The 23232-nt window shown below is 62.7% G+C and carries 23 protein-coding genes and 1 pseudogene; 9 read left to right on the forward strand and 15 right to left on the reverse strand.

Going from position 1 to position 23232, the window contains the following annotated elements; translation table 11 throughout:
* Window positions 1–3 precede the first annotated feature (3 nt).
* Entirely contained in the window at window positions 4–1497 is a 1494-nt protein-coding gene (locus ACIBJI_RS34330; protein ID WP_397087418.1) for an NAD-dependent succinate-semialdehyde dehydrogenase, read from the forward strand.
* A 60-nt stretch (window positions 1498–1557) separates the two neighbouring features.
* Window positions 1558–2577 (forward strand): dihydrodipicolinate synthase family protein, encoded by a 1020-nt coding sequence (locus ACIBJI_RS34335; RefSeq protein ID WP_327100351.1) that lies wholly within the window; start codon window positions 1558–1560, stop codon window positions 2575–2577.
* A gap of 15 nt (window positions 2578–2592) precedes the next feature.
* On the opposite strand, the gene ACIBJI_RS34340 is transcribed toward ACIBJI_RS34335, so the two are convergent.
* Both ACIBJI_RS34340 and ACIBJI_RS34345 read right to left on the reverse strand, forming a co-directional pair.
* Window positions 2593–3576 (reverse strand): LysR family transcriptional regulator, encoded by a 984-nt coding sequence (locus ACIBJI_RS34340; RefSeq protein ID WP_397087420.1) that lies wholly within the window; start codon window positions 3574–3576, stop codon window positions 2593–2595.
* Entirely contained in the window at window positions 3573–4505 is a 933-nt protein-coding gene (locus ACIBJI_RS34345) for a LysR family transcriptional regulator (protein WP_396960251.1), read from the reverse strand. Before ACIBJI_RS34345 ends, ACIBJI_RS34340 begins: the two co-directional genes overlap by 4 nt.
* 140 nt (window positions 4506–4645) lie before the next feature.
* On the opposite strand from ACIBJI_RS34345, the gene ACIBJI_RS34350 reads away from it, so the two are divergent.
* The 5 genes from ACIBJI_RS34350 to ACIBJI_RS34370 are packed head-to-tail and all read left to right on the forward strand — an operon-like array spanning window position 4646 to window position 10045.
* Window positions 4646–5578: a VOC family protein gene (locus tag ACIBJI_RS34350; RefSeq protein ID WP_327100354.1), complete on the forward strand. Its 933-nt coding sequence runs from the start codon at window positions 4646–4648 to the stop codon at window positions 5576–5578.
* Window positions 5579–5635: 57 nt separating this feature from the next.
* On the forward strand, window positions 5636–6409 hold the full coding sequence (locus ACIBJI_RS34355) for an SDR family oxidoreductase (RefSeq protein WP_329407950.1): 774 nt from the start codon (window positions 5636–5638) through the stop codon (window positions 6407–6409).
* A gap of 54 nt (window positions 6410–6463) precedes the next feature.
* A complete protein-coding gene (locus tag ACIBJI_RS34360) occupies window positions 6464–8224 on the forward strand; it encodes a bifunctional 3-(3-hydroxy-phenyl)propionate/3-hydroxycinnamic acid hydroxylase (protein WP_327100356.1) in 1761 nt (586 codons plus the stop codon).
* Window positions 8221–9084, forward strand: coding sequence for an alpha/beta fold hydrolase (locus tag ACIBJI_RS34365; protein ID WP_327100357.1), 864 nt, complete (start codon window positions 8221–8223; stop codon window positions 9082–9084). Before ACIBJI_RS34360 ends, ACIBJI_RS34365 begins: the two co-directional genes overlap by 4 nt.
* 10 nt (window positions 9085–9094) lie before the next feature.
* Entirely contained in the window at window positions 9095–10045 is a 951-nt protein-coding gene (locus ACIBJI_RS34370) for a 3-carboxyethylcatechol 2,3-dioxygenase (protein WP_397087423.1), read from the forward strand.
* A 270-nt stretch (window positions 10046–10315) separates the two neighbouring features.
* Here the strand turns inward: ACIBJI_RS34370 and ACIBJI_RS34375 are convergent, their stop codons facing one another.
* Complete coding sequence (locus tag ACIBJI_RS34375; protein WP_397087425.1) at window positions 10316–10690, reverse strand: GIY-YIG nuclease family protein; 375 nt, start codon at window positions 10688–10690, stop codon at window positions 10316–10318.
* A gap of 109 nt (window positions 10691–10799) precedes the next feature.
* Between ACIBJI_RS34375 and ACIBJI_RS34380 the strand changes: the two genes are divergently transcribed.
* A complete protein-coding gene (locus tag ACIBJI_RS34380) occupies window positions 10800–11132 on the forward strand; it encodes a hypothetical protein (protein WP_397087427.1) in 333 nt (110 codons plus the stop codon).
* On the opposite strand, the pseudogene ACIBJI_RS34385 reads toward ACIBJI_RS34380, so the two are convergent.
* The 4 genes and pseudogenes from ACIBJI_RS34385 to ACIBJI_RS34400 all read right to left on the reverse strand — a co-directional run.
* Window positions 11013–11516 (reverse strand): annotated as a pseudogene (locus tag ACIBJI_RS34385) (DUF4041 domain-containing protein); the annotation flags it as partial. The gene ACIBJI_RS34380 and the pseudogene ACIBJI_RS34385 overlap by 120 nt on opposite strands.
* Window positions 11517–11661: 145 nt before the next feature.
* Window positions 11662–12273 (reverse strand): PadR family transcriptional regulator, encoded by a 612-nt coding sequence (locus ACIBJI_RS34390; RefSeq protein ID WP_397087429.1) that lies wholly within the window; start codon window positions 12271–12273, stop codon window positions 11662–11664.
* A gap of 48 nt (window positions 12274–12321) precedes the next feature.
* The gene (locus tag ACIBJI_RS34395) at window positions 12322–13263 is read right to left on the reverse strand and encodes a PDR/VanB family oxidoreductase (protein WP_397087431.1); all 942 of its coding nucleotides are present in this window, start codon (window positions 13261–13263) and stop codon (window positions 12322–12324) included.
* Window positions 13260–14492, reverse strand: a complete 1233-nt coding sequence (locus ACIBJI_RS34400) for a cytochrome P450 (RefSeq protein WP_396960239.1) — start codon at window positions 14490–14492, stop codon at window positions 13260–13262. The genes ACIBJI_RS34395 and ACIBJI_RS34400 overlap by 4 nt, the downstream gene beginning before the upstream one ends.
* 212 nt (window positions 14493–14704) lie before the next feature.
* On the opposite strand from ACIBJI_RS34400, the gene ACIBJI_RS34405 reads away from it, so the two are divergent.
* Window positions 14705–14917, forward strand: coding sequence for a hypothetical protein (locus ACIBJI_RS34405; protein ID WP_327100364.1), 213 nt, complete (start codon window positions 14705–14707; stop codon window positions 14915–14917).
* A gap of 174 nt (window positions 14918–15091) precedes the next feature.
* Here ACIBJI_RS34405 and ACIBJI_RS34410 read toward each other — a convergent pair whose 3' ends face one another.
* From ACIBJI_RS34410 to ACIBJI_RS34445, 8 genes are read right to left on the reverse strand one after another with little or no spacing between them, the layout of a single operon-like run.
* Complete coding sequence (locus tag ACIBJI_RS34410; protein WP_397087433.1) at window positions 15092–16060, reverse strand: fumarylacetoacetate hydrolase family protein; 969 nt, start codon at window positions 16058–16060, stop codon at window positions 15092–15094.
* Between the two features lie 49 nt (window positions 16061–16109).
* Entirely contained in the window at window positions 16110–17099 is a 990-nt protein-coding gene (locus tag ACIBJI_RS34415) for a cyclase family protein (RefSeq protein WP_397087435.1), read from the reverse strand.
* A 52-nt stretch (window positions 17100–17151) separates the two neighbouring features.
* A complete protein-coding gene (locus ACIBJI_RS34420) occupies window positions 17152–18351 on the reverse strand; it encodes an alpha/beta hydrolase family protein (protein WP_397087437.1) in 1200 nt (399 codons plus the stop codon).
* A 27-nt stretch (window positions 18352–18378) separates the two neighbouring features.
* A complete protein-coding gene (locus ACIBJI_RS34425; RefSeq protein ID WP_397087439.1) occupies window positions 18379–19224 on the reverse strand; it encodes an SDR family oxidoreductase in 846 nt (281 codons plus the stop codon).
* Window positions 19221–19748 (reverse strand): aromatic-ring-hydroxylating dioxygenase subunit beta, encoded by a 528-nt coding sequence (locus ACIBJI_RS34430; protein ID WP_327100369.1) that lies wholly within the window; start codon window positions 19746–19748, stop codon window positions 19221–19223. Before ACIBJI_RS34430 ends, ACIBJI_RS34425 begins: the two co-directional genes overlap by 4 nt.
* Complete coding sequence (locus ACIBJI_RS34435) at window positions 19745–21136, reverse strand: Rieske 2Fe-2S domain-containing protein (protein ID WP_397087441.1); 1392 nt, start codon at window positions 21134–21136, stop codon at window positions 19745–19747. The genes ACIBJI_RS34430 and ACIBJI_RS34435 overlap by 4 nt, the downstream gene beginning before the upstream one ends.
* A gap of 57 nt (window positions 21137–21193) precedes the next feature.
* Window positions 21194–22153 (reverse strand): amidohydrolase family protein, encoded by a 960-nt coding sequence (locus tag ACIBJI_RS34440; protein WP_397087443.1) that lies wholly within the window; start codon window positions 22151–22153, stop codon window positions 21194–21196.
* Window positions 22150–23121: a VOC family protein gene (locus ACIBJI_RS34445; protein ID WP_327100372.1), complete on the reverse strand. Its 972-nt coding sequence runs from the start codon at window positions 23119–23121 to the stop codon at window positions 22150–22152. Before ACIBJI_RS34445 ends, ACIBJI_RS34440 begins: the two co-directional genes overlap by 4 nt.
* Between the last annotated feature and the right edge of the window lie 111 nt (window positions 23122–23232).

A 23232-nucleotide genomic window follows, 5' to 3' on the forward strand; every position in this document is an offset into this window, starting at 1 on the left:
GCTATGACTTCTCAGGTGACCGCACAGAGGTCCAGCCTCGGTCTCGCCGACCCATCGCTGTTCAGGTCGTCCTCCTACATCGACGGGCAGTGGCTCACCCGCGACGGCGGCGAACGGCTCGTCGTGCACAATCCGTCCACCGGTGAACCGATCGCTGATCTGCCGTCGTCCGGCGCGGACGAGACCCAGCTCGCCGTCGCCGCTGCACAGCGCGCGTTGCCCGCATGGCGCGGACTCTCCGGCAAGGAGCGCTCGAAAATTATGCGTCGGTGGTTCGAGCTGGTCCGGGACAACACCGAGGACCTGGCGCGGCTCATCGTTCTCGAAGAGGGCAAGCCCCTGGCCGAGGCGATCGGCGAGATGAACTACGCGGCGTCCTTCATCGAGTGGTTCGGTGAGGAGGCCAAACGCGTTCGCGGCGATATCTTCGCCGCTCCCGAGTCGTCTCGACGAGTCGTGGTGCTGCGGGAGGCGATCGGTGTGTGCGCTGCCATCACGCCGTGGAACTTCCCAGCCGCGATGATCACTCGCAAGGCTGCTCCCGCACTCGCCGCCGGGTGCACGATGGTGGTCAAGCCCGCCGAGCAGACGCCGCTGACAGCGCTGGCCCTGGCCGAGCTCGCTGAACGAGCCGGCGTGCCGGCTGGAGTGCTCAGCATCGTGGTCGGCAACGCGCACGAAATCGGTCCGGTGCTGACCGGCAACCCCATCGTCCGCAAGGTCAGTTTCACGGGGTCGACCGAGGTCGGTCGGCTCCTGCTCGCCCAATCAGCACAAACCATAAAGAAAACCTCCATGGAACTCGGCGGCAACGCGCCGGTCCTCGTCTTCGACGACACCGATCTGGATGCGGCGGTCGCAGGCGTGATCGCCACCAAGTACCGCAATACGGGCCAGGCCTGCATCAGCGCCAACCGGGTCTATGTCCAGTCGGGGATCTACGATCGGTTCGCCGAAGCGTTGACACGTAAGGTCGAGGGCCTCTTGGTCGGTGATGGATTCGAAAGCGGTGTCCAGCAGGGTCCGCTCATCGACGTCGACGCGGTCACGAAGGTGGAGGAGCACGTTGCCGACGCGGTGGGCCTGGGTGCGCGTGTGCTCTGCGGCGGTCGGCGTCACGATCGCGGCGGCTTGTTCTTTGAACCGACGGTTCTGGCCGATGTCGACTCCACGATGCGCATCACACGCGAGGAGACATTCGGACCCGTGACACCGCTGGTCCGGTTCGAGGAGGAGGCAGATGCGATCCGCATGGCCAACGACACCGAATTCGGGTTGGCTGCATACCTTTTCACTCGCGACGCTGAGCGTACGTGGCGGGTCAGCGCGGGTATCGAGGCGGGAATGATCGGCATCAACACCGGCCTCATCTCCAACGAGATCGCGCCCTTCGGTGGCGTGAAGCAGTCGGGTCTGGGCCGAGAGGGATCGGTCTACGGAATCGACGAGTACATGGAAATGAAATACCTCGCATGGGAGGGTGCCGGAGCGTCGTAGAAATCGCTTCCTGAACAGAAACAACTTGGCCCTTGAACAACCCCCCGAGAGGAAAACACCATGGCTGCTTACACCCGCACCGAGGCCCGCGAATGGGCCCGCGAGAAGCTCATCGGCGCCGTCAACTGCACCATCCCGTCGTTCACGAGCGACCTGAAATCCATCAACGAGGCAGGCATCCGCCACGACATCCGTCTCGCGAAGGAACACGGCTTCCTCGGGACGCTGGGCGTCTCCGAGGTCAACATCACCCTGCCGGAATACCTGGAATTCCTGCGCATCATCCGCGATGAGGCCGGCACGGACTTCGTCGTCGTGCACCACGGAAGCTGGAGCACTCTCGCCGACAACATCGAGGCCGTTCGCGGCGCCGAGGAGGCCGGCGCAGATCTCGTGCTGCTGTCGTACCCGCCGAACTTCTACCCGGAGTCGGAAGAGGAGGTCTACCGATATACGAAGGCGGTGTGTGACGCCACCAATCTCGCCGTCATCGTCTTCCCGATGTATCTGTGGGGATTCAGTCCACGAATCCACCCGTCGGACATCCCCAGCCGCCTCATCCGTCGCCTGCTCGACGATTGCCACAACATCGCCGTCATCAAAGCTGAAGGCGGGTTTCCCTACATCCAGGGAATCATCGAGTGCCACCGTCTGTTCGGCGACGAAGTCGTCATCTCTGTACCCATCGAGGCCGATCTGATCCCCCTGTCACAGGTGATGCCCATTCAGCTCTCGGCAACCAGTGACCACGAGTTCTACGGGCCCATCATTCCGCGGGTGATGAACCTGCTCGCCGACGGCAAGCACGACGACGCGGCAGAACTGTTTTGGCAAACGCATCCTGCGCGCAAGGCCAAGGCGGCCCTGGCGCCGACGCTCAATGGTGGCGCGTTCATCAACCGCCAGGCGTGGAAGTTCCAAGGCTGGTTACAGGGATACAACGGTGGTCCGCTGCGTCAGCCCACCCAACGAATCCACGACGGTCAAATGCTCGCTCTCCGCAAGGGTCTCATCGACTCCGGCCTCGACCCGTCCATGGACCCGCTCCGCGAATTCTTCGTAGGCCGCAACCCGGCCTGACGCGCGCAATCAGCGCTAAGGCGTAGCCACCAGTTTGGCTGCTTGCGTCCGCAGTCGGTCACGGAACCACGCCTGGGCAGGATCCCCATCGAGGCGGCGCAGCCAGATGAGCGTTTCGGTGATCGGTTCTAGCTGCATGGGTGGATCGATGAACTGCAGATTGGCGGCCTTGGCCATGCGTGTCGCGAGTGTCCGCGGGATCAGCGTCACCAATGTGGTGTCGCGCAACATGAAGGGGGCCACGGCGATGCTGGTACTGACCTCGACTCTGCGCGGTATGCCTAGGACATCGAGGTTCGTGTCCCCCAAAGAGGGCCGCCCGTCCTCGAAGGTTGCCGCAAGGTAGGGCATGGCGCTGAACTCCTCGACCGTCATCGCCGAACGGACCGCGCCGTTGGCGGCATCGGCAGCCAGCACGTAGCGATCGCGATAGAGCACCTCGCGACGGACGTCGTCTCTCCAGAGGGCGGGGAACGACGAGATGACCTCTCGAGGCAGCACGATCACGTCGACACGTCCGCGCAGCATCTCAGCGGGAATGTCAATCGAGACCGTTCGAATCTGCACACGGATGTTCGGGTACGTCGACGAGATCTCGACCAGCAGCGGGTGAAGAAGCGCGGCCGCCGCGAAATCACTGGCGACCACAGAAAACGCATGCTCATCGACCTTCGGGTCGAACGAGCCCAGGGAGGACAACGTCACCTGGAGTTCGGCCAACGTGCTGCTCACCGAGCTGGTCAGTGCGTTCGCGAGTGGGGTGGCGATCATCGTTCGGCCCTGCCGCACCAAAATTGGATCCTTGAAGAGCCTGCGCAGCCGCGCCAGGGTCGAGCTCATCGCAGATTGTCCGATCATCAGGCGCGCAGCCGCCCCGGTGACGCTCCGTTCGGACATCAACGCCTCGAACGCGACCAGCAAGTTGAGATCGACACGGCCCAGCTGTGCCAGAGAAGGGTGTGGCGAAGAGCCGGTTTCGGACACGATCGGCTTATTCACCGGGCGACGCCCGGCATCGGAGACCACGTTTTCCGGGAGGCGATATCAACGAGCCGTTCTCGGAGCCAGCGATGACTGGGGTCGTCGTCGTTCCGATCCGCCCACATCATGGCCTCGGTAATCGGCTCCAGCGGCATGGGCGGCGTGAGCAACTTCAACCGGGCCCCCTCGGCGACCGCCGACGCCAAACTGGCGGGAAGAACGGTGACGAGTGGTGTGTCGCGCAGCACGAACGGTGCAAGGCCGAAACCCGTAGTCACCTCCAGCCGCCGCGGAATGCCGAGTCGGTCCAGTTGCGTCTCGACGAGCGTGGGGGAATGTCCGTTGCTGCTTGCGAGATAGGGCAGCGACGAAAACTGTTCGAGCGTGATCTCGCGCGAGACCAGCGGGTTGGCCGCATCGACGGCGATGACGTAGGGGTCGCTGTACAGCGTCTGGTAACCGAAGGAATCGGTGATCGAGTCCGCGGCCAGCGGAACGATCGTCAGATCCACGGTGTCGGCTGTCATGTCGTGGAGGAAGGTCGCAGAAACCGGTTGGATGCGCAGCTCGACGTGCGGCGCTGCATTCCGTAGCTCGACCAGCAGGGGCTGGAGTACGGCCAGGGCAGCGTACTCACTCGCCATCACAGTGAAGCTGCGACGGTCCCGTTCAGGGTCGAAGACGGGCGGTTCGGTCAGAATCGAATTGAATCGACTCAGCGCCTCTCGCACCGGAACCACGAGAGCCTCCGCCAAAGGAGTCGGGAACATGGTCCGGCCCCGGCGCTCGAGCACCGGATCGTCGAGCAACGCCCGCAACCTCGACAACGTCGAACTCATCGCCGACTGTCCGACCGAAAGTCGGCGCGCAGCCGCCGTCACATTCTGCTCGGACATGAGCACATCGAACGCCACGAGGAGGTTCAGATCGACCTGCCGAAGATCCATGGGCTGATGGTAGGCCGTCGAATTGATCGGGTCGATAGCAAAGCATCGCCAAACATTGTTGGTGCCACGTGATCGACGCCACTACCGTTACTTCAACGGCGTCCGACCCGGGATGCAGTAAAGAGGTGAGGAGTTCACCGATGGCTTCCGGATTCAGTCCGATCACGCATTTGCGGCACGTCGGTCTTGCCGTGCCGAACTACGACCAGGCTGTGGAGTTCTACACGAAGGTGTGGGGTCTGCTGCCAATAGCCAACGATTCGGGGGTGACGTTCTTCGCGACGCCCGCTGATCCAGAGCACTACATCCTGCGCATACGAGAGGACCGACTGAAGCGTCTCGACCTCATTTCGTTTGGAGCACAGTCGATCGGTGAGGTCGACCTCCTGGCTGAGCGTCTGGGACGAGCAGGGGTGAAGATCAATCGCGACCCGGCCGTGATGACGACCCCCGGCGGTGGGTACGGCTTGCGGTTCTTCGACTTGGACGGTCGTCTCATCGAGGTGTCTGCAGACGTGGAGCAGCGCCCGTTCCGGTTGCTCGAGGAACGGGAGTCGATACCCCGGAAACTGAGCCACGTGGTGATCAATTCGACGGACGTCCAGAAGACCAAGGCGTTCTACGAAACGCATCTCGGATTCCGATTGTCGGACTGGTTGGGCGATCTGATGTGCTTCATGCGCAGCAGTTCGCAGCACCACATTCTGGCGATCTCACGGGCGCCGTCCACATCGTTGAACCACATCTCGTTCGAGATGCGAGGGCTCGACGAATACATGCGCGGCACGGGCCGGATGATCCGCAGTGGCTACCGGCCGCTGTGGGGCCCGGGTCGCCACGGCGCCGGCGACAATACATTCTCCTACTTCCTCGATCCGCTGGAAAATGTTATCGAGTACACGACCGAACTCGAAATCGTCGATGAAAACACTTGGGAGCCATCGGTATACGATCCGACCCGTTCGGAGACACAGGATCAGTGGGGCACCGGTGGAGCCATGACCGAGGTAATGCTCCCGGTCATGCTGAAACAGCGCGACGACGTCGGACTCTGGACCCCCTCACCGGTCTAGCGGGCGCGCATCATCGTGGTCCATCAACTCCACCCACAGCCTACGAAAGAGAACATTGTGTCTGATCTCGACGGGAAGGTCGCTGTCATCACCGGCGGTGCCAACGGCATCGGCCTGGCCTGCGCGCAGAAGCTGAGCGACGAGGGGGCGAAGATCGTGATCGCCGACATCGATCTCACGGCGGCCGAAAAGCGAGCCGAAGAACTCCCGACGGACTCACTCGGCGTCCAGCTCGACGTCCGAGACTCCGCCTCCGCCAACGAATTGGCCTCGACGGTGCTGCGCAAATACGGTCGGGTCGACGTCCTCGTGAACAACGCGGGAATGAACATCGGAGCCCGCAACACCGTTGACGTCACCGACGAGGAATACGACCTTCTCATGTCGATCAACGTGCGGGGCACCTTCACGACGACTCGGGCACTTCTGCCGGCTCTCATCGAGCAGCGCGGCGGCAGCATCGTCAACATGTCATCGATTTGCGGCCAACGAGGCGTCGCCCTGATTGCGGCCTACTGCGCATCGAAGTTCGCCATCGTCGGGATGACCAAAAGCTTCGCAGCCGAACTCGCCCAGTACGACATCACCGTCAACTCCGTACACCCCGGCATCGTGGCCACCGATCTGCACGACAAGGTGGTGAAAGAATTCAGTGGGCTCAATGGCCTCAGCTTCGAAGAAGGATGGGAAGGCTTCGCTTCGAGGATCCCGCTCGGCCGATTACAGACCACCGAGGACATCGGCGACATGGTGGCATTCCTTGCGTCCAGCAAAGCTCGGAACATCACCGGATCAGAGTTCAACGTCGACGGTGGCCTCCTGGTGTCCTGACCCAGGTTGGCGCTCGAAACCCATTATATGCACCTCAACGGCTGAGCAGGAGCCATGGACACATATCACGACACCGATGTCGTCATCGTCGGGGCCGGCCCCACCGGCCTGATGTTGGCAAACATTCTCGGGATGTACGGACAACGAGTCACTGTTCTGGAAGCGATGAGTTCGCTCATCGACTACCCGCGAGGCGTGGGACTGGACGACGAATCGTTCCGCACTATTCAGACCGTGGGCCTCGTAGACACCGTCCGCCCGCACACCAGCCCGCAGCACATCATGCGGCTGGTCAACGGCGCCGGAAAAGTCATGCTGGTCAACAACCCGCAAACCGAGGAGTTCGGCTGGGAGCGCAAGCACTCCTTCATCCAGCCCGAGGTGGACCGCGCGCTCTACGACGGCCTCGCGCGTTTCGATCACGTCCAGGTTCTATTCGACCACCGCGTCGAGTACGTCGAAGAAGACGCTGGCGGCGTCACTGCCCTCGCCCTCGCGACCTCGGCCGACGGACAGGTCACGCAGCACCGTGTCCGCGGCCGCTACCTCGTCGGCTGTGAGGGCGGGAAGTCGCCGACGCGCAAGCGGCTGGGAGTGACGTTCGAAGGAGAGTCGCCGTCGACGCGCTGGCTGGTCGTCGACGTGAACAACGACCCACTCGGCACGCCCAACGTCTTCCTCGGCGCCGATCCCCGGCGACCGTACGTCTCAATCGGGCTGCCGCACGCCGTTCGCCGCTGGGAATTCATGCTCCACGACGACGAAACCGAGGACCAGGTCACCGATCCGGCGTATGTCAACGAACTTCTCGCCGCACACGTCCCGAACCCGGCTGGGCTCGAATTCATTCGCCGACGCGTCTTCACCCACCACGGTCGCGTGGCCTCCAACTTCCGACGCGGCCGCCAACTCGTCGCGGGCGACGCCGCGCATCTGATGCCGGTGTGGATGGGGCAGGGTTGGAACTCGGGAATCCGCGACGCCACCAACCTCGGCTGGAAGCTCGCCACGGTTCTTTCGGGCCAGGCAGGCGACGATCTGCTCGACACCTACACCACCGAACGCAAGGATCACGCAAAGGCGATGGTGGACCTGTCCCTCACCTTCGGCAACGTCATCAGGATCACCAATCCTGTTGCTGCGCTTGCCCGTGACGCCACATCGTCGATCCTCAACAGATTTCCGCAGATCAAGAGCTACTTCGCGGAGATGCGCTTCAAGCCCATGCCGCGCTATACCCAGGGTGTGCTCGCCGATCCCTCTGACTGCACGTCCGGTCGTGCAGGCGCCACCATCACCAGCCGGCTGATCCCGGTGCGGACCGCGAACACCACTGTCTCCCCTGTTGGAGTCCAGTTCCCGCAGCCGAGGGTGACCACGGGGGACGCGTCGGGCATTCTGTTGGACGACGCGATCGGGAACTGGTGGTCGGTGATCGTATGGGGAAACAGTCCCAAAGACGTTCTGCCGCTGGATGCTCTCCGGAAGCTCGACGCACTGGGGGCGCGACTGGTGGCAGTTGTGCCCGAGACTCAGCGCGAGTGGGCGCATCAGCACATGGATCCAGACGTACTGGTGTTGGGAGACCACAGCGGGCGGCTCAAGAAGTGGTTCGACGACCGACCTACGCCGTTGGTATTCCTACGTCCCGACCGTTTCGTGGCAGGCGCATGCCTGACCCAGAACGCACCGGCCACCCTCGACGCGATCCTGGCGTCGATGTCGTTCGTGAAGACGTCGCCCACAGAGTCTTCACAACATCGTCACCGCCGCAGTCTGATCACGGCCCACACCCACACCGAAGGAACACCATGACCGGCACCACCATCCCCGACTACACCACCGATCCGTTCTTCGGTCTACAGGACCGGTGGATCGAGACTGCACCAGGCGAGATCACGCACTACCACGAGCTCGGCGAAGGGACCCCCATCCTCTTCCTCCACGGATCTGGCACCGGGGTCACGGCCGCGGCGAACTGGTGGCTCAACCTGCCTGCCATCAGCGAGCACGGCCGTTGCATCGCAATCGATTCCATCGGATACGGTCAAAGCGTCGTCGCGGACGGTACCGAGTACGGCATCAAGGAATGGGTCCGGCACGCGGTCAGAGTCCTCGATGCCATCGGGATCGAGAAGACATGGATCGTCGGAAATTCGCTCGGCGGGTGGCTGGCCTTCCAGTTCGCGATCGACTTTCCGGAGCGTCTGCTGGGCATCGTATCGATGGGCACCGGTGGCGCGAAGTTGACGGGAGCTCTTGCCGGACACTCCAATCCGACGCTCACCGAAGAAGGAATTCGCAAGACACTCGAACTCTTCGTCGTCGACAAGTCGCTCGTCACCGATGAACTTGTCGCGCTGCGTTACCAGTCCGCACTCAACGACACCGCGTCCGACCGTTTGGCCGACGTCGTCGCGGCCCGTGACCGCGATCGACACGAACTGCCCCTCGACTTCGATGTGCTAGCCACGCTGGAGATTCCGGTGTTGCTGATCCACGGCGTGCAGGATGTCGTGATCCCGGTGTCGCGTACGTGGGAACTGCTCAATCTCGTTCCGCATGCCGACGCGCACATCTTCAGCCAGTGCGGCCACTGGTCGCAGGTCGAACGCGCGGAGGACTTCAACACAGTCATCACCCGATACCTGGCCTCGCACGGCGTCGGACACTGAGGAAACCGTCATGCCACACGCACTGCTCTGCATGTCGCACAGCCCGCTCCTGCATCACGTGGACCCACCGGAGGACGTCAAGGCCTCGGTCGACGCCGCATTCGAGCAAGCCCGCGCCTTTGTCCGCGACTTTGCCCCCGATCTTGTGGTCAACTTCGGGCCGGATCACTACAACGGATTCTTCTACGACCTGATGCCACCGTTCTGTATCGGGTACAGGGCGCGCGGCACCGGCGACTACGACTCGTTCGCAGGCGAACTGAACGTCCCGACCGATGTCGCCGAAGCACTCGCCGAGCATGTCATCGACCGCGGGATCGACGTGGCGATCTCTCGGCAGATGGAGGTCGACCACGGTGCCGTTCAGCCGATGGAAATCATCTTCGGCGACGTAGCGCCCGTGCCGGTCGTCCCGATCTTCGTCAACTCGGTGGCACGGCCGTTCGTAAAGATGTCGCGTGTTCGTGCCTTCGGCCAGGCTGTGGGCGAGTACTTCGCGTCGTCGAACAGCCGGATCCTGTTCATCGGATCCGGCGGGTTGTCGCACGACCCTCCGGTACCCCAAATCGCCACGGCCACCGAGGCACAGCGCAAGCTGCTCACCGACGGCCGAAACCCCACGCCCGAAGCCCGCGCCGCGCGTCAGACTCGCGTGATCGACACAGCTCGCGCGTTCGCCGCCGGTGACGCCGACATCATGGATCTCAATCCCGACTGGGATCGCGCGTTTCTCGACGTATGCCGCTCCGGTCGCGTCGAGAACTTCGACGGCTACAGGGCCGAGGAGATGGACGCAGTGGCCGGCCATTCAGCACACGAGGTGCGCAACTGGGTGTCCGCGTATTCGGCATTGGCCGCGTGTGGGGACTACCGGGTGACCTACGAGTTCTATCGGCCTATCAAGGAGTACATCGCGGGGTTCGGGATCACCACCGCCGTACTCGCCAACGAACCAATCTGACAACGTCAAGACTGTCAGCCTCATGACCGCGGCGGAGCCCATATAGCCGATCGTCGAGGCGTCGACGCCCCACGGTTCGTACTCACGCAGGACGGGACGTGCTGCCTAACATCGCGAGGTCGAAACCTTCAACGAGAAGGACGGCACAGCACGCAGCCACCACGGTCCAGTTCGCCGGGCCCCGGGTGCTCATCTCCAGATCGTCAGCGATCTTCACTTGCACGCACTTGAGTGACATCAGCCATTATGGCAATCGCAAGTGCCCGGCGCTCAGCCCTTGTACTCGCTCAATTCCGCGGCAGCGTCCAACATGTCGGCGACTACCCGTCGGACCAGTTCTTCGGATGCGCTGATGAGTACGACGCAAGCTGCGGGCTCGTCGTCGGGTCGGGCCAGCGGAACGCCGAGTCCCCAGTATCCGGGCTCGACCTCGCCGTAGCCGATGACATAACCGTCGCTCCGCGCGGCGTCGTCGGAGAAGTACAACGCGTGCACATCGAATGGGAACGGTACCGAGGCGCTCCCCAATTCGCGGACACGGTCCATCGGTTCGAGCCGCCGCGTCATACCGATCTTGACCACATCCGGGCCGAATGCGCCGCGGTTGCTGATCACGTAAACATAAGCCAGCGCGAATATTGGCACGCCGATAGTCGTTCTGTGCGATGGCCTGGTCGAGTTCGCCCAACTTGTCTCGAATACGCTGAGCCTCTTCATCGGTGCGGCCGGCCAGGGAGTCGAGCACGTTCTGATAATGCGCTCGTTCCTTATCGAGCTTCTCCCTCTGCACGGCCAGTTCCTGCTCGACCTTGCGTTCCTCTCGGAGACGCTCGCGCTCCTCACGCTGAGCGAGTTTTTCTTCCTGCACCTTCATCATGTAGTCGGCTGTGAGCTCGAGTTCTGCGACCCGGAGCCTGTGATAGTCCTCGGCGACATGCATCTGCATCATGTCTCCGAGCTTGGCGATCGTGGCGGCAGCCTTGTCCAGACGGCTTACGGCCGTCGCAAGGTTTCCAGCCCGGATGGTACGAATACAGATGTCGGCCTCGGCGTTATAGGCGCGCAGCATGAGCTTCGACAGATCTGAAGTCATCTTGCGGCCTTTGGCGAGAGAATTGTTGAAGCTGAACATGTCCGACGCGACCACGGCCTCTCCCCCGACGACCGCCGCCTTGATCTCGTCACGAACCGCGGCCAACCGTTCACGGAATTGCTCCGCGTTCTCCAGGGGGTGCTGGTAGGTGTAGATGCCCACCTCCTGCAACACGATCCGGTCGTCGGTCTCCACCACGCCAGTCGTCACCGACCCCGAAGCCGTGGCCAGTGAGGCGCCCTGTCGCGCAGCGTGCAATAGTGCCTCGTCGCGTTCGTGCTCGACCACTCTGAGCCGATCCAGCAAATCGTTGAGCTCGCGCTCTTTGGCGACCAGGGTGGTTCGGAGAGCCCGAATAGTGTCGTCTGGGCCTGTCATCGTGTCCTGCACACTTGATCGCAGACAATTTGCTTCCGATAGGTACTCACCCGCGAACTCCCCGCGTGTTGCCCACCGGTACCAGGTCGTGGGGATTCTTCGAAATTGGATGGGCTCGTCGGTGCGGCTCGACCACCTACGGTGTTCATCGTGACTTGGTAGTGACACCGCTCTCAGGGGGTCGGAGTTCGTCGAGCAGCGCCAATCCCGCCTGCGCCCACGCGATCTCTCCCTCAGCTCGACGGAGCAGGCCCTCGTAGGCGAACACCTTGAACCGGACGATGGTCGCCGCGTCGGAGGCGGGCATCCTGTCAAGCCGCGGTTGCAGAGGTGAGTCGATGCCGGTCTTGAGCGCTTCGATCAACCTCGACCAACGCTCCAACAGGGTCGCGTAGTGCGCGAGGTGTGAGGTCAATTGCGCACGCGCCGCATCCCGATCGGCCCACTCGAAGTAGGCGGCCTTCAGGTGATGCGCGTCACGAAATTCGCCGTAGGGTAGCGGGGCGTTCATCCACGCCCGGAACGACTCCGTCCCGGCCGGCGTGATCGAGTACAGCGTCTTGCGCCCGCGATCACGCCAGGGGATCTGCTCGCCGACGATGAGGCCCTCGGCTTCCATCTGGCGGAGCTCTGGGTAGATCTGAGAGCTACTCGCGTGCCAGACGAACTCGGTCGATCCGAGGTACTGCTTGTAGAGCTCGTAACCCGTCATCTCCCGGCCGGTGAAGAGCGCGAGCAGCGCGTATCGAAGACTCATGGTGAGGTGAGTGTATAGAGCCACCCCGCCGACGGGCGTGAGCGGGACTCAGAGATCGAGGACGAGTCGCGACCCCTGCGACCGGGAGACGCAGATCATCATGCAGTCGTTGGCTGCACGCTCGGGCGCGGAGAGCACGCTGTCACGGTGGTCGACGTCCCCGTCGATGACCGCTGTCTCGCATGCGCCACAGGTACCTTCTCCGCACGAGGACGCCGCGAAAACACCGGCGGCGTTCACGCGCTCGAGAACGGATTCGCCAGGCTCGATCGACAAAATCAGACCCGAGCGCGCCAGCTCGACGTCAAAGGCGGTGTCGCCATCCGCGTCCACCTCGACGGGCGTGAATCTCTCCGAGTGGATTGTCGCTCCCGACCCTCCGCGTTCGCAGGCCGCATAGACCGCGTCGATGAGTGGCGGGGGTCCGCAGACGTAGACGCCCGCTCTCGCATCGATGCCGTCGAGGAGCTTCTCGAGCGGGAGCAAGCCGTGGGAGTCCTGCGGCCACAGGATCACTCGGTCGCCGAATCTGGCCAAAAGTTCCTGCGAATAGGCCATGCTCGAAGCGGACCGGCCCCCGTAGAGAAGCCGCCAGTTGAGCCCCAGGCGGTCGGCGTCGCGCAGCATCGGCACCATCGGCGTGATGCCGATCCCGCCTGCGATGAGGATGACGTCGGGTTCCGCATCGAACTCGAAGTGGTTACGCGGCTCGCTCGTCTCCAGTACGTGGCCGACCTGCAGCTGTTCGTGTACGTACGCCGATCCACCGCGACTCGCAGGTTCGCGGAGCACCGCGATCCGCCAATCTCGGGCGTCGGCCTCACCGGTTAGAGAGTACTGGCGGGTCATCCCGGGCGAGAGGTGGAGGTCGACGTGTGCACCGGGCGACCAGTGCGGGAGTTCGAGCCCGTTCTTCGCCGAGACCGTGACCTCGCGGACGCCCGCCCCGACGTCTCGGATCGCGGAGACGATCACGGTGTGGCCGTTCACGACGTCACCCGCGGCCGGAAGGTGACGGGCACGACCTTCATCGACATGACGTCGCCGCGACCCGACCAACCGATGTCGCCACCGAGCGAGATGTCGACGTCGGCATCCAGGAGCGCATTGATCGCACTCGTGAGCTCCAGGCGTGCGAGCGGCGCGCCGAGGCACACGTGGGTGCCATGCCCGAACCCGAGGTGATCATTGCCGGTCCGGTCCAGGCGGACCTCCTCCGCGTGGTCGAAGTGTCGCTCGTCTCGGTTCGCCGAGGCGAATGCCATTCCGACCACATCGCCCTTCTTGATCTTCTGGCCGCGGAGCTCGACGTCCTTCGTGGCGTTGCGGGCGAAGATACTCACGGGCGAGGACAGCCGGATGATCTCCTCGATCGCGAGCGGGATACGCCTGCGATCCTCGCGGAGGAACTCGATTGTGTCGGGCCGTGAGGCAAAGAGCCAGAAAGCGTACGAGAGTGCCGAGGCGGTCGTCTCGTGACCCGCAACCAGTAAAAGCAGCACAAAGCCGAAGATCTCGTCGTCGGTGAGGCCACGGCCATCGGCGTCGGCGTCCATGAGCTGTGAGATGAGGTCGTCAGCCCGCTGCTCGCGCCGCCGAGCGATGAGGCCCGTGACGTAATCGCGGAATTCCGCGGATGCCCGCTGGGCCGCCTTCTCGTCGCGGACGTTGCCCTCGAAGGCGCGGTGAACGAGATCGACCCACAGCTCGTGGTCCTCCGGAGGCAGACCGACGAACGTTGCGAGCGTGGTTGCTGACATGTGCTCGGAGAACTCGGAGGGGATGTTGCCCTCTCCTCGCTCGAACATCGGAGCAAGCAGCTCTCGGGCGAGCTGCGCCAACTGCCCGGCGAACGAGTTCACTCGCCGAGGCGAGAACACCGGCCGAACGTACGAGCGGTATCGGGTGTGCTCCGGAGGGTCGGATTCGAGGGGCAGGTAGGGAAGCGTCCGCGAAACGCCTGTTGGAATGAGCAAGGTCCCGACGACGCTCGACGTGAACGTCTCCCAGTCCTTGATGATCGCGAGGATGTCGTCGTACTGCGTCACCAACCAGTACCCGTCGTACCGGTCGCTGTGTAGCACGGGACATTCGCTTCGGAGCGTTTCATAGGTCGCCCAGGGGTTCGCGATGAATGCTGGATCGTGATGGTCGAACTGGCCGTGCTCGTCCTCGCCGACCATGTGCTGCACGGGGCACCCGTTTGAAGAGTCGCTCATCCCAGGCTCCTTTCACCTCAACGGAACTGACAAGACCGACATATCTAAGGTCTTACATATGTCTCTTCAGACTAAGTGACTCGTGTCACGGTGTCCAACCCTTGGTCCCGGGCAGAGCCGGCGCCCCCGTTTGCTGCCCCGATCGTCGCCTCAGGTACCGCCCGACCGATGTGACAGGCTGCGGCGGTCATCGACCAGTCCTCGGGCGAACGATGCCGAAGGCGGTCCAGCGCGCAGTCGACGAGTTCGCCGCCACCATCGACGACGTGCGCCCGGCGGTCGGGCTGCGGAAGGAGTTCCTCGACGAGTCCGGGGTCGACCGCTATGCGCCGGCGGCGTCGGGCCACCCGTCCGGGTCGACGCTCATCTACTTCCCGGGCAGGGCGCCGAGGGGCGTGCTGCTTCGATTATCGGCTGTCCTGTGAGCCTCATTTCGGCGGCACGAGCGACTGAGAGTTTCGCTAGGACCAGGCTCGAGGATCCTGCCATTCTGTTGGAATCGCCCGGTAGTTTGTGTGAGTGGCCGGAGCCTACTTCGTGTTGAGATGGAGCACTACCGGCGACGATCGAGTGACGAGCAGCCCCTATAAGCAACCCACCTAGCCTCGGCGGTGGGCTGCCCAGTCATGTCGGCGTCCCTCAGGAATCTGTGGAGCAGGTGGTCCCGCGACTACCACATTGCGGATCGAGCCCAGAACGTCGACTGTCATTTCCACGACGTCTCCGGGCTGAAGCGGCGAAGGGTCGCGTTCCCCCGATCGTCCCCAAATTTCGCCAAGGCACCCGCCGTTACCAACCGTGCCGGACCCAAGGACATCGCCCGACCTGACCCATGTGCCCCGCGAGGCCTGCGCCACAAGCTCATCAAATGTCCAGCTCATGTTCCGTAGGTTGTCACGGCCAATCACTGTCCCGTTTAGTGAGACTGTGGCTTCGAGATCGAGGAAGCCGTCCGACGTTCGGAACTCGTCGATTTCGTCGGCGGTGACGAGGAAGGGCCCGAGGGTGGTGGCAAAGTCTTTCGCCTTTGTCGGACCGAGGCCAACTTTCATCTCGCGTGTCTGGATGTCGCGAGCGGACCAGTCGTTGAAGATTGTGTAGCCGAAAATATGGCTTCTCGCGTCATGAGGAGCGACCGACGAGCCATCCCCCGAGATGACGGCGGCAACCTCCAACTCATAATCGAGCACGTCGCAGCCGGGGGGGACGGCAACATCGTCGTAAGCCCCGATCATTGCGTATGGGTTGCTGAAGTAGAAGACCGGCGCCTCGTACCACTCTGGGATGACCCCGCCTTCGCCCGTCACCAGCCGGGAGACGCCGTCAATATGTTCCGCGAACGCAGCAAAGTCCCGCACCGTCGGCGGATTGAGAGGCGGCAGCAGCCGCGCGGCTTCGAACGTGATGGGAGAGGAGCGCAACGCTGCTGTCCCAGCCTCGAGTGCTGCAGGTAGGCCCTGGCGGACGATTTCCAAGATGGGCCGCTGATCGGCGAACGCATGGAGACCGTCCGGGCCAGCGACTCCGGTCGTGACGGTGCCATCAATTTCCCACGTGGCGAATCGCATGGAACGGACTCTTCTCCCTAGCTGTGTGACGCGTGAATACGAATGTCGGCTACTTGATCGCGACCGGGTTGACCGGTGCCCCGACGGCTGCCGTCACAGGAAGGGGGGCCGCCGTCAGGAAGAACTCGTAAATCCCGTCCGCGGCGCAGTCCTCAGCCAACTTGTCGAAGTCCCACATCTCGCCGATGAACAGTCCCATGTGTGGGATGACGACCTGGTGCAGGGGCTGGAAGGCATCGGGAAACTCGTTCGGCCGCACTTCGAACCCCCAGGTGTCAGTCGCGACGCCGGCGATTTCGCGACCATGGAGCCACTCGGCTGTCGTAAAGGACAGCCCCGGCGCGGCGCCGCCGGCGTAGGTTCCCCAACCATCCCGACGGGCACGGGACAGTTGCCCTGTCCGGACGAGCATGATGTCGCCTCGACCGACCGCCGATCTCTCCCCTTGAAGATCGATCGTCCGCTCGAGGTCATCTACCGTTATGGCATAACCGTCGGTGAGTTCGCCATCCGAACCTATTGCACGCCCGACGTCCAAGAGCACCCCGCGCCCAGCGATGCGATCGGCGACGGTCTCGATACCCGTCACCAGATCCCCGTCGCTAGTGACGACCTGGGACGCGCGACGTCCGTTGTACGCCTCGCCATGATCGAAGACGTGCCCCAAGCCATCCCACTGCGTCGACGCTTGAAGCGGGGTGACGATATAGTCATCCGCTCCACCCCAACCATGTGGCAACCCCTGCGCGCCAAACTCTGCATCCAGACCTGTCGCCAACATGGTATGTACCGGGTTGTTGCGTTGACGCCACCCCGTTTGGGGACCGTCGCTGTTGAAGCCCTGTGCGAGAGAGAACGCCGCGCCCCGGCGGACGAGCCCGGCTCCCTCGCGCCGCTTGTCGTCGTTCAGGAAATTCATCGTTCCGAGGACATCTTCAGCGCCCCAACGACCCCGATTTGAAACCCGCGACGCCATTTCGGCAATTGCGACTTCCACGTCAGAGTTGAGGCTCGAGTTGGAGCTGTCTACCTGCGACATGAGTCCGTCCTGAAAAGTAGTGTCAAGCGCTGCGCCATCTGCGGCAAGGCCGTCAACCGGCGACCTCGGCAGAGAGCGCGGCTGACGTGTGGGGTGAGTCTGTGGCCGCGAACGTGTCGCTCACCCAGTCCGCGATGTAGGTGCACATGGCGGGAAGGTGGTCGAGGCCGATGTGCTCGGCGCCACCCTCCTCGCGGGTGAAGATCCGTAGATCGCGAGACGGTGCGTTCACGGCCTGATCGTATGAGCGATGCGCATATGCGACCGGGATCTGTCGGTCGTTCTCGCCATGGACGATGAGGAAGGGGACGGTGATCTCCGAGACCACGCCATCCAGATGGATCGAGTCGGCGAAAGCGATGAACTCGTCGAGGTCGTCGTACCCCCACACCCACTTGACGTGATCCCAGTAGTGGGGGACGGGGTTTTCGCCTTCTCGCTCGAGCCTGCGACGCTGGACCGCGCCCCAGTTGTGGTTGGCACCCCATGCCACGCACAGCGAAAAGCGCTTCTCGAAGGCGGCGACCCGCGGGGCGTAGTACCCCCCGAGAGACCAGCCAACGACCCCCATCTTGGCGGGGTCCACGTCCTTACGTGTTTCCAGCCAGTCGACTACCCACTTGCCCCACGTCTCGGATTCCCGCACCGCGACGAGGCCCTGCAGTCGTAGGGCCTCGCCCGTTCCGGGCTGGTCGAGCATCAGGCAGGAGATGCCGCGTGCCGCCAGCTCAGACCAGAAGCCGGACGAGTACATGAGCTCTTTGGTGGAATCCAGGCCGTTGAGGAGCACGATGACGGGGGCGGGGCCGTTCTGACTTTCCGGGGCCGCGGAGAAGTACGCGGGGAGCGTGGTCTCGCCGAACGGGATGGCCACCCTGGACACGTTGTAGTCGCGCAGGTCAAACGCCTTTTGCGTGAGATCGAGCACACGCTGGTAGGTAGTCAGACGATCGGGGTGACCGGCGGGGAGCATGCGCTCGGCCGTGGACAAATAGTTGGATGCGCGCGCATACATTCCCCCGGCTGAGAGAGAATGCCCATCCCGCTCGGCCTGCTCGGCCTGGCCCGCCACGGAGTCGGTGAGGTCGGTCCACGCGCGCAAGAACTGGTCGGTGCCGGCATCACTGCCGCCTTTCGCCGCCTCGAGCAGCGGTCGACACGCGCGGTCCACCTCATCGATCTGACCGCCCGCGTTGAGCGCGCCGACCACAGCAAGATTCCAGACATAATTGCCCGGGAAGTACTCAAACATCGACTGTTCCTATCTTGGTCCGGTAACTCAGGCCTTGGGCATCCGCTTGATCAGGTCGCCCATGCTTATCAACGCACGATTGAGGGCTCCCTGATCGGCGATGACGGTCTGACCTGTCATGATCTGGTTCTGCCGTGAGGCGAGGAACGCGTAGAGGGGGCCATACTCCTCGGCGTCGGGCAAGTGCTGCATGGGGGCCAGCCACTCGAACTGCTCGCGGAAAACGTCGGCGGAATCTGACTGTTTCGAGTCTTGAAGGTGGAGCGTCTCCGGACCTCGGAGTTCGCTCTTGCCGATTCCTGTCGGCGCTACTGCGTTCACCCTGATCTCGGGCGCGAATTCGAAGGAAAGTTGATTGACCAGGCTCGTCACGGCGCCCTTGCTCGCGGTGTAGACGATGCCGCCTCCGTCAGCTGCATATGCCGCCTGCGACGCGGTGAGCACGATCGCTCCGCGATCGGCTCGTAGGAGTTCGAGGAATACCTTTGCGGTGAGCATGTAGCCCTTGACGTTCACGCCAAAGACCTCGTCGAAAAGCGCGTCAATATGCTCAGCCGTCATATCCTCGACACGGACGACTCCATCGGAGATGCCCTGCGTTCCTACCACTGCGGACAAGCGGCCGAACCGCTCGACGATGACATCACGGCAGTGCTGCAAATCCGCAACGCTGCGAACGTCCCCAACGACCGCGAGAACTCGATCACCGAACTCCGCTTGAAGGGCCTTCACCTTATTCACGTCGTACTCGAGGACGATCACCTGCGCGCCGATATCGGTGAAGTAGCGGGTGAGGCCCAGCCCTAACCCCGATCCCCCTCCCGTGACAAGTACCACATGGTCATCGAGCGTGACCGGCTGACCAACGTTCATAGGAACAGGCCGAGATTGGGGGTAGCAAGGCTGACCTCAGTCAGGATGATCTCCCGGCTCAACAGCCGCAACCCCTCGGCCGTGGACCGGAGAGTGTCATAGCGCCTGTAGGGCAGGAGATCGAAGTGCGGATCGATGCCGCGCTGTCGGTAGAGCAGCACCGCGCTGCGTACGGCTACCACGTCGGGGCGATCGGTTTCTTCTATATCGATGGACCCGACCATCCGCATCGTACGAGACGGGGGAACTTCCGAATACGCCATACCAGTCGCGAGCCGGTCGAGGCGTATGCGGACATGAGCCTTGGTCTCTTTGGTGCGGTAGCCCGAGCGGTCGATCTCGTTGGAGCGTGGCTCGGTCGCCTGACGTATTGGGATGAAGAGCTCGTACTCATCGTCTAGAGTGCCGTACCACTCCTCCTCCTGACCCTCGTCAAGAAGTCGCGCTTCGCGCGCCAGGAACTGGGTCACGTTCTCTCTGAGCAGCACGCGGTCTGCGGTGTCGATAGAGCCGGCGGCGTTCATTGCCCCTCCTTACGAGCCGGGTTCAGCTGGCCGTCGATGCCGTCTCGCATGACATTGGCCCACTGCCTGTAGAAGTGCAGCTGGTTCATTTCCCCGAAGCCTGTGTTTCGTTTGATCCCGGGACCGGTCCAGTTCGGGTCGTTTTCGCGGTCAATCGGGCTGCGCTTGCTCTGATCGAAGTTGAAAGCGAACTGCTCCCGCTTCATCCACGGGCTCTTGGCGGCGCGCGGAGCTCCTTCCCAGGCGACGGTGTCGTCAGTCTCGAAGATGCCCGCGGAGCCAAAAGTGAACTGCCCCAGTTGTTGGGCTGCCTCCACTTCCTCCGGTGTCTGGAAGTCCCACACGAACTGCCAGTTCCAAATCTCGAGGACCCCGGGAGCGACGGGTTGCCATTGCCGGAAGCTCGTGAGGATCGTCGGAGGTGTCCCCGGGGGTATCGCCGCGGCGATCCGGATGAAGCTCAGGTTCGGGAAGATCGTTCCCGTTGCCGGCGGCTCGTGGTTCAGGACGAACATCTGTGTCTCGTCCATCTCCGACAGGTCGAACTTCTCAGTGACTTCTGGCGGGTATCCCCACAAGACGTATCCGGGGTGGATCACCTTCGTCCAGGTATGGCCGTTGAAGGCGTGCCCGTTGTCCATCTCGTAGGTGACGGAGATGGCGGTGTTCGCCTGAAAGCCCTGCGCCAGCCCGATCTCCTCTACACTCCAGTGCAGCGAATCGATGTGGTAGGTGTCGCCGGCGAAGTTCTCAGCAGCGGTCTTCCAATCGGCCTTCACCTGATAGCGCTCCGGGGGCCCAGCCACACACAGACCCTTGGGGTGCAGACCTACCACCAGATCGAACATCCAGCCCGCTCCACCGAGATACTCATCGAGGCTGGGACCATCGGCAGCGAGTGACGCAAAGATGAAGCCGTGCCGGGACTCGATGCGGGGAGCCTTGAAAAGACCGAACTTCTCCGGGTCCATCCGCTCACCGTAGGCATCCTGCACGTGGGGCGTGCCTACGAGGTCACCGTTATTGGAGTAGGTCCACCCGTGGTACGGGCACTTGAAGAATCGCGAATTGCCGGCGTCGGTCTGGCAGACCTGAGTCCCGCGGTGCCGGCAATAGTTGGAGAGCACGTTGATGTCTCCGCCACCGCCTCTGGTGACGATAACCGGGTCAATACCGATGCGGCGCTGAACGAAGTCGCCCTTATTCGGAATCTCGCTCTCATGCGCGACGAACACCCAGCAGCTGCCGAAGATGTTGTCCATCTCGCGTTGGAAGATCCCCAGATCGTTATAGATCTCAACCGGGATGGCGCCCTCCTCGATCGATGATGTGACTCGCTCGATCAGTTCGTCTGTGGGTATGGACGGTTGTTTGTCGATCAGTGTCATTGCCACTCCGTTGTGTCAGTGATGGTGCTCGGGATTCGCTTTAGGTGTCGTGCGGGCTTATGGCGTCATTCGAAACAGTCGGCGAGCGTTGGCATCGAGGAGCTCGGCCATATTCGCGACCTCGGACGTCGAGCTGCTGTCCCATCCGCCGAAGTTCGACCCGTAGACGAGGTGATCGACGTTGGCGACCTCCAGCAGAAGATCGAGCGTATGTGGCGAATGCACGTGCGTGTCGAACCACAATCGGCTCAAACCTTCACGGGCCTGTTCCGCTGAGATGGGAGCGCCAGGAAGACGGAGCGAGTCAAAGATCCGACCCGCGATCGCGGGAAATGCACCACCGCCGTGAGGGATCAGCACGTCCAGCTTGGGGTGTCTGTCGAGCACCCCGCCGAGAATGAGGGAAGTGACCGTCAACGTTTCCTCAATGGGGTACCCGATGGTCACGTTTCCGAGCCATCGGTTCAGCCGCGAGTCGCCAGGAGGGCCATCCACCCCAGGCACGATCGAGTGGATCAGCAGGGGGACATCCAGTTGTTCGTGCACCGCGTACAGATCGTCCAGCTCCGGGTCGTCAAGATTGACCCGCGCGTTGGATCCGATATACCCGCCGACAAATCCCCGCTTGACGTTGCGGTGCAACTCATCGATCGCCACCGAAATGTCCTGGGCCGGGAGCGCCGCAAACGCACGAAGCAGACCCGGTGCCTTCCCAACCATTTCAGCTGTGAGATCGTTGGCTTCCCGCAGGAAGGGCACAGCCACTGCCGCCGGCGCCTCGTGGAAGAGCCAAAGCGGAGAGAGCGACAACACCTGAGTGGTGATGCCCGCGGGCTCAATCGCCGCGACCCGCGATTCCATGACGGGTGCGAATGAATCATTCGCGCCGATGGCGAACGAGTACCCTCCTGTCACGACCTCGAACTGCCCCGGCGCGAACTCGCGTACGGCCGGACCATACGGGCCGGCTTTCCCGAGGAGCACATCAAAAAAGACGTGAGCGTGACTGTCGATCATTGGATAGCCGAGACTGGGGTCTGTTCAGATTCGCCGTCTGCCGCGGGATGAAACGGCCGGATCGACGTTTGGGGGGCGAGGGGGCGGAAATGATGTCCCCAGATCTCGTTCTTTGCGCCCGCGGATTTGTTGTAGTAGCGGACCGTCCAAGAATTCTCGTCTTCGACGACAAGCGAGTCGGCGCCGTACTCGAGATCGAAACCGCTCGGAGTGCGCACATAGAACGACATCTGCTCATCCCCCGCGTGGCGCCCCATCGTCGAACTGAGCTCGTAGTCGCTCGCTTCGACTAGGTCGTATGCGCGACCCACGTCGTCGAAGTCGTGCGCCTCGACCATGAGATGCTGCAATCCGATAAGGCCGTCCGGCGCGCCGGGCATCTCCCACAAGGCAAGGCTGTGATGGCGTGGATTGAGACGCAAGAATGACATCACGCCGAATCCGGTGTCAACCACGTCTGTCACCCGGAACCCGAGGATATCCCGGTAGAAGGCATATGCACCTTCGAGCGAGGGGACCACGACCACGATGTGGCCAGCCCCCTGAGCGCCGGTGATGAAACCGGTAGTCGCCCGCCGACCTCTGAACGTGCGGTCCAAGTACGTCTGGCCCGTGAATACCTCAAGAGGCAATCCGTAAGGATCGGTGAAGGTCGCCAGCTGCTGGACACTTCGCTCGCGGGCAAGCTCTTCGGAGCCCTCAGCAACAGAAATACCGTGTGAGCGAAGGTGGTCGACGAACGAGCGGAGTTCCTGCTGGTCTCGAATCTCCCATCCGATGTAGGCGATGCGATCATCTGGACCTGGATGCAGCTGCAGGCGGTACGCACGGTCATCCCAGCGAATACGGAGCGAGCCGTCCACCTGCGGAGAGGTTTCAAATCCGATAATTTCGGACGCCAACGGTTCCCATTCGTCGATCCGGGGAGTCTGGAATCCGACATAACCCAGGCTGTGGAGACGTGCCATTACACCGTTCCGATCGTTCGTGCGCCGTACCAACGGACAGAGCCGTCGCATCCCTCCACAGCGAGCTCCTCCGCCACTAGGTCCACAAGAACAGCGTGGACAACGGCCTCG

Source organism: Nocardia sp. NPDC050408 (assembly GCF_044458905.1).
Taxonomy (GTDB): Bacteria; Actinomycetota; Actinomycetes; order Mycobacteriales; family Mycobacteriaceae; genus Nocardia.

Excerpts from the sequence above, each read along its gene's own strand:
- ACIBJI_RS34350 (WP_327100354.1), top strand. The coding sequence starts at position 4,646 with ATGGCTTCCGGATTCAGTCCGATCACGCATTTGCGGCACGTCGGTCTT.
- ACIBJI_RS34345 (WP_396960251.1), bottom strand. The coding sequence starts at position 4,505 with ATGGATCTTCGGCAGGTCGATCTGAACCTCCTCGTGGCGTTCGATGTG.
- ACIBJI_RS34370 (WP_397087423.1), top strand. The coding sequence starts at position 9,095 with ATGCCACACGCACTGCTCTGCATGTCGCACAGCCCGCTCCTGCATCAC.
- ACIBJI_RS34335 (WP_327100351.1), top strand. The coding sequence starts at position 1,558 with ATGGCTGCTTACACCCGCACCGAGGCCCGCGAATGGGCCCGCGAGAAG.
- ACIBJI_RS34365 (WP_327100357.1), top strand. The coding sequence starts at position 8,221 with ATGACCGGCACCACCATCCCCGACTACACCACCGATCCGTTCTTCGGT.
- ACIBJI_RS34420 (WP_397087437.1), bottom strand. The coding sequence starts at position 18,351 with ATGTTTGAGTACTTCCCGGGCAATTATGTCTGGAATCTTGCTGTGGTC.
- ACIBJI_RS34425 (WP_397087439.1), bottom strand. The coding sequence starts at position 19,224 with ATGAACGTTGGTCAGCCGGTCACGCTCGATGACCATGTGGTACTTGTC.
- ACIBJI_RS34405 (WP_327100364.1), top strand. The coding sequence starts at position 14,705 with ATGCCGAAGGCGGTCCAGCGCGCAGTCGACGAGTTCGCCGCCACCATC.
- ACIBJI_RS34380 (WP_397087427.1), top strand. The coding sequence starts at position 10,800 with ATGCGCTCGTTCCTTATCGAGCTTCTCCCTCTGCACGGCCAGTTCCTG.
- ACIBJI_RS34410 (WP_397087433.1), bottom strand. The coding sequence starts at position 16,060 with ATGCGATTCGCCACGTGGGAAATTGATGGCACCGTCACGACCGGAGTC.
- ACIBJI_RS34400 (WP_396960239.1), bottom strand. The coding sequence starts at position 14,492 with ATGAGCGACTCTTCAAACGGGTGCCCCGTGCAGCACATGGTCGGCGAG.
- ACIBJI_RS34430 (WP_327100369.1), bottom strand. The coding sequence starts at position 19,748 with ATGAACGCCGCCGGCTCTATCGACACCGCAGACCGCGTGCTGCTCAGA.
- ACIBJI_RS34415 (WP_397087435.1), bottom strand. The coding sequence starts at position 17,099 with ATGTCGCAGGTAGACAGCTCCAACTCGAGCCTCAACTCTGACGTGGAA.
- ACIBJI_RS34440 (WP_397087443.1), bottom strand. The coding sequence starts at position 22,153 with ATGATCGACAGTCACGCTCACGTCTTTTTTGATGTGCTCCTCGGGAAA.
- ACIBJI_RS34390 (WP_397087429.1), bottom strand. The coding sequence starts at position 12,273 with ATGAGTCTTCGATACGCGCTGCTCGCGCTCTTCACCGGCCGGGAGATG.
- ACIBJI_RS34330 (WP_397087418.1), top strand. The coding sequence starts at position 4 with ATGACTTCTCAGGTGACCGCACAGAGGTCCAGCCTCGGTCTCGCCGAC.
- ACIBJI_RS34435 (WP_397087441.1), bottom strand. The coding sequence starts at position 21,136 with ATGACACTGATCGACAAACAACCGTCCATACCCACAGACGAACTGATC.
- ACIBJI_RS34360 (WP_327100356.1), top strand. The coding sequence starts at position 6,464 with ATGGACACATATCACGACACCGATGTCGTCATCGTCGGGGCCGGCCCC.
- ACIBJI_RS34445 (WP_327100372.1), bottom strand. The coding sequence starts at position 23,121 with ATGGCACGTCTCCACAGCCTGGGTTATGTCGGATTCCAGACTCCCCGG.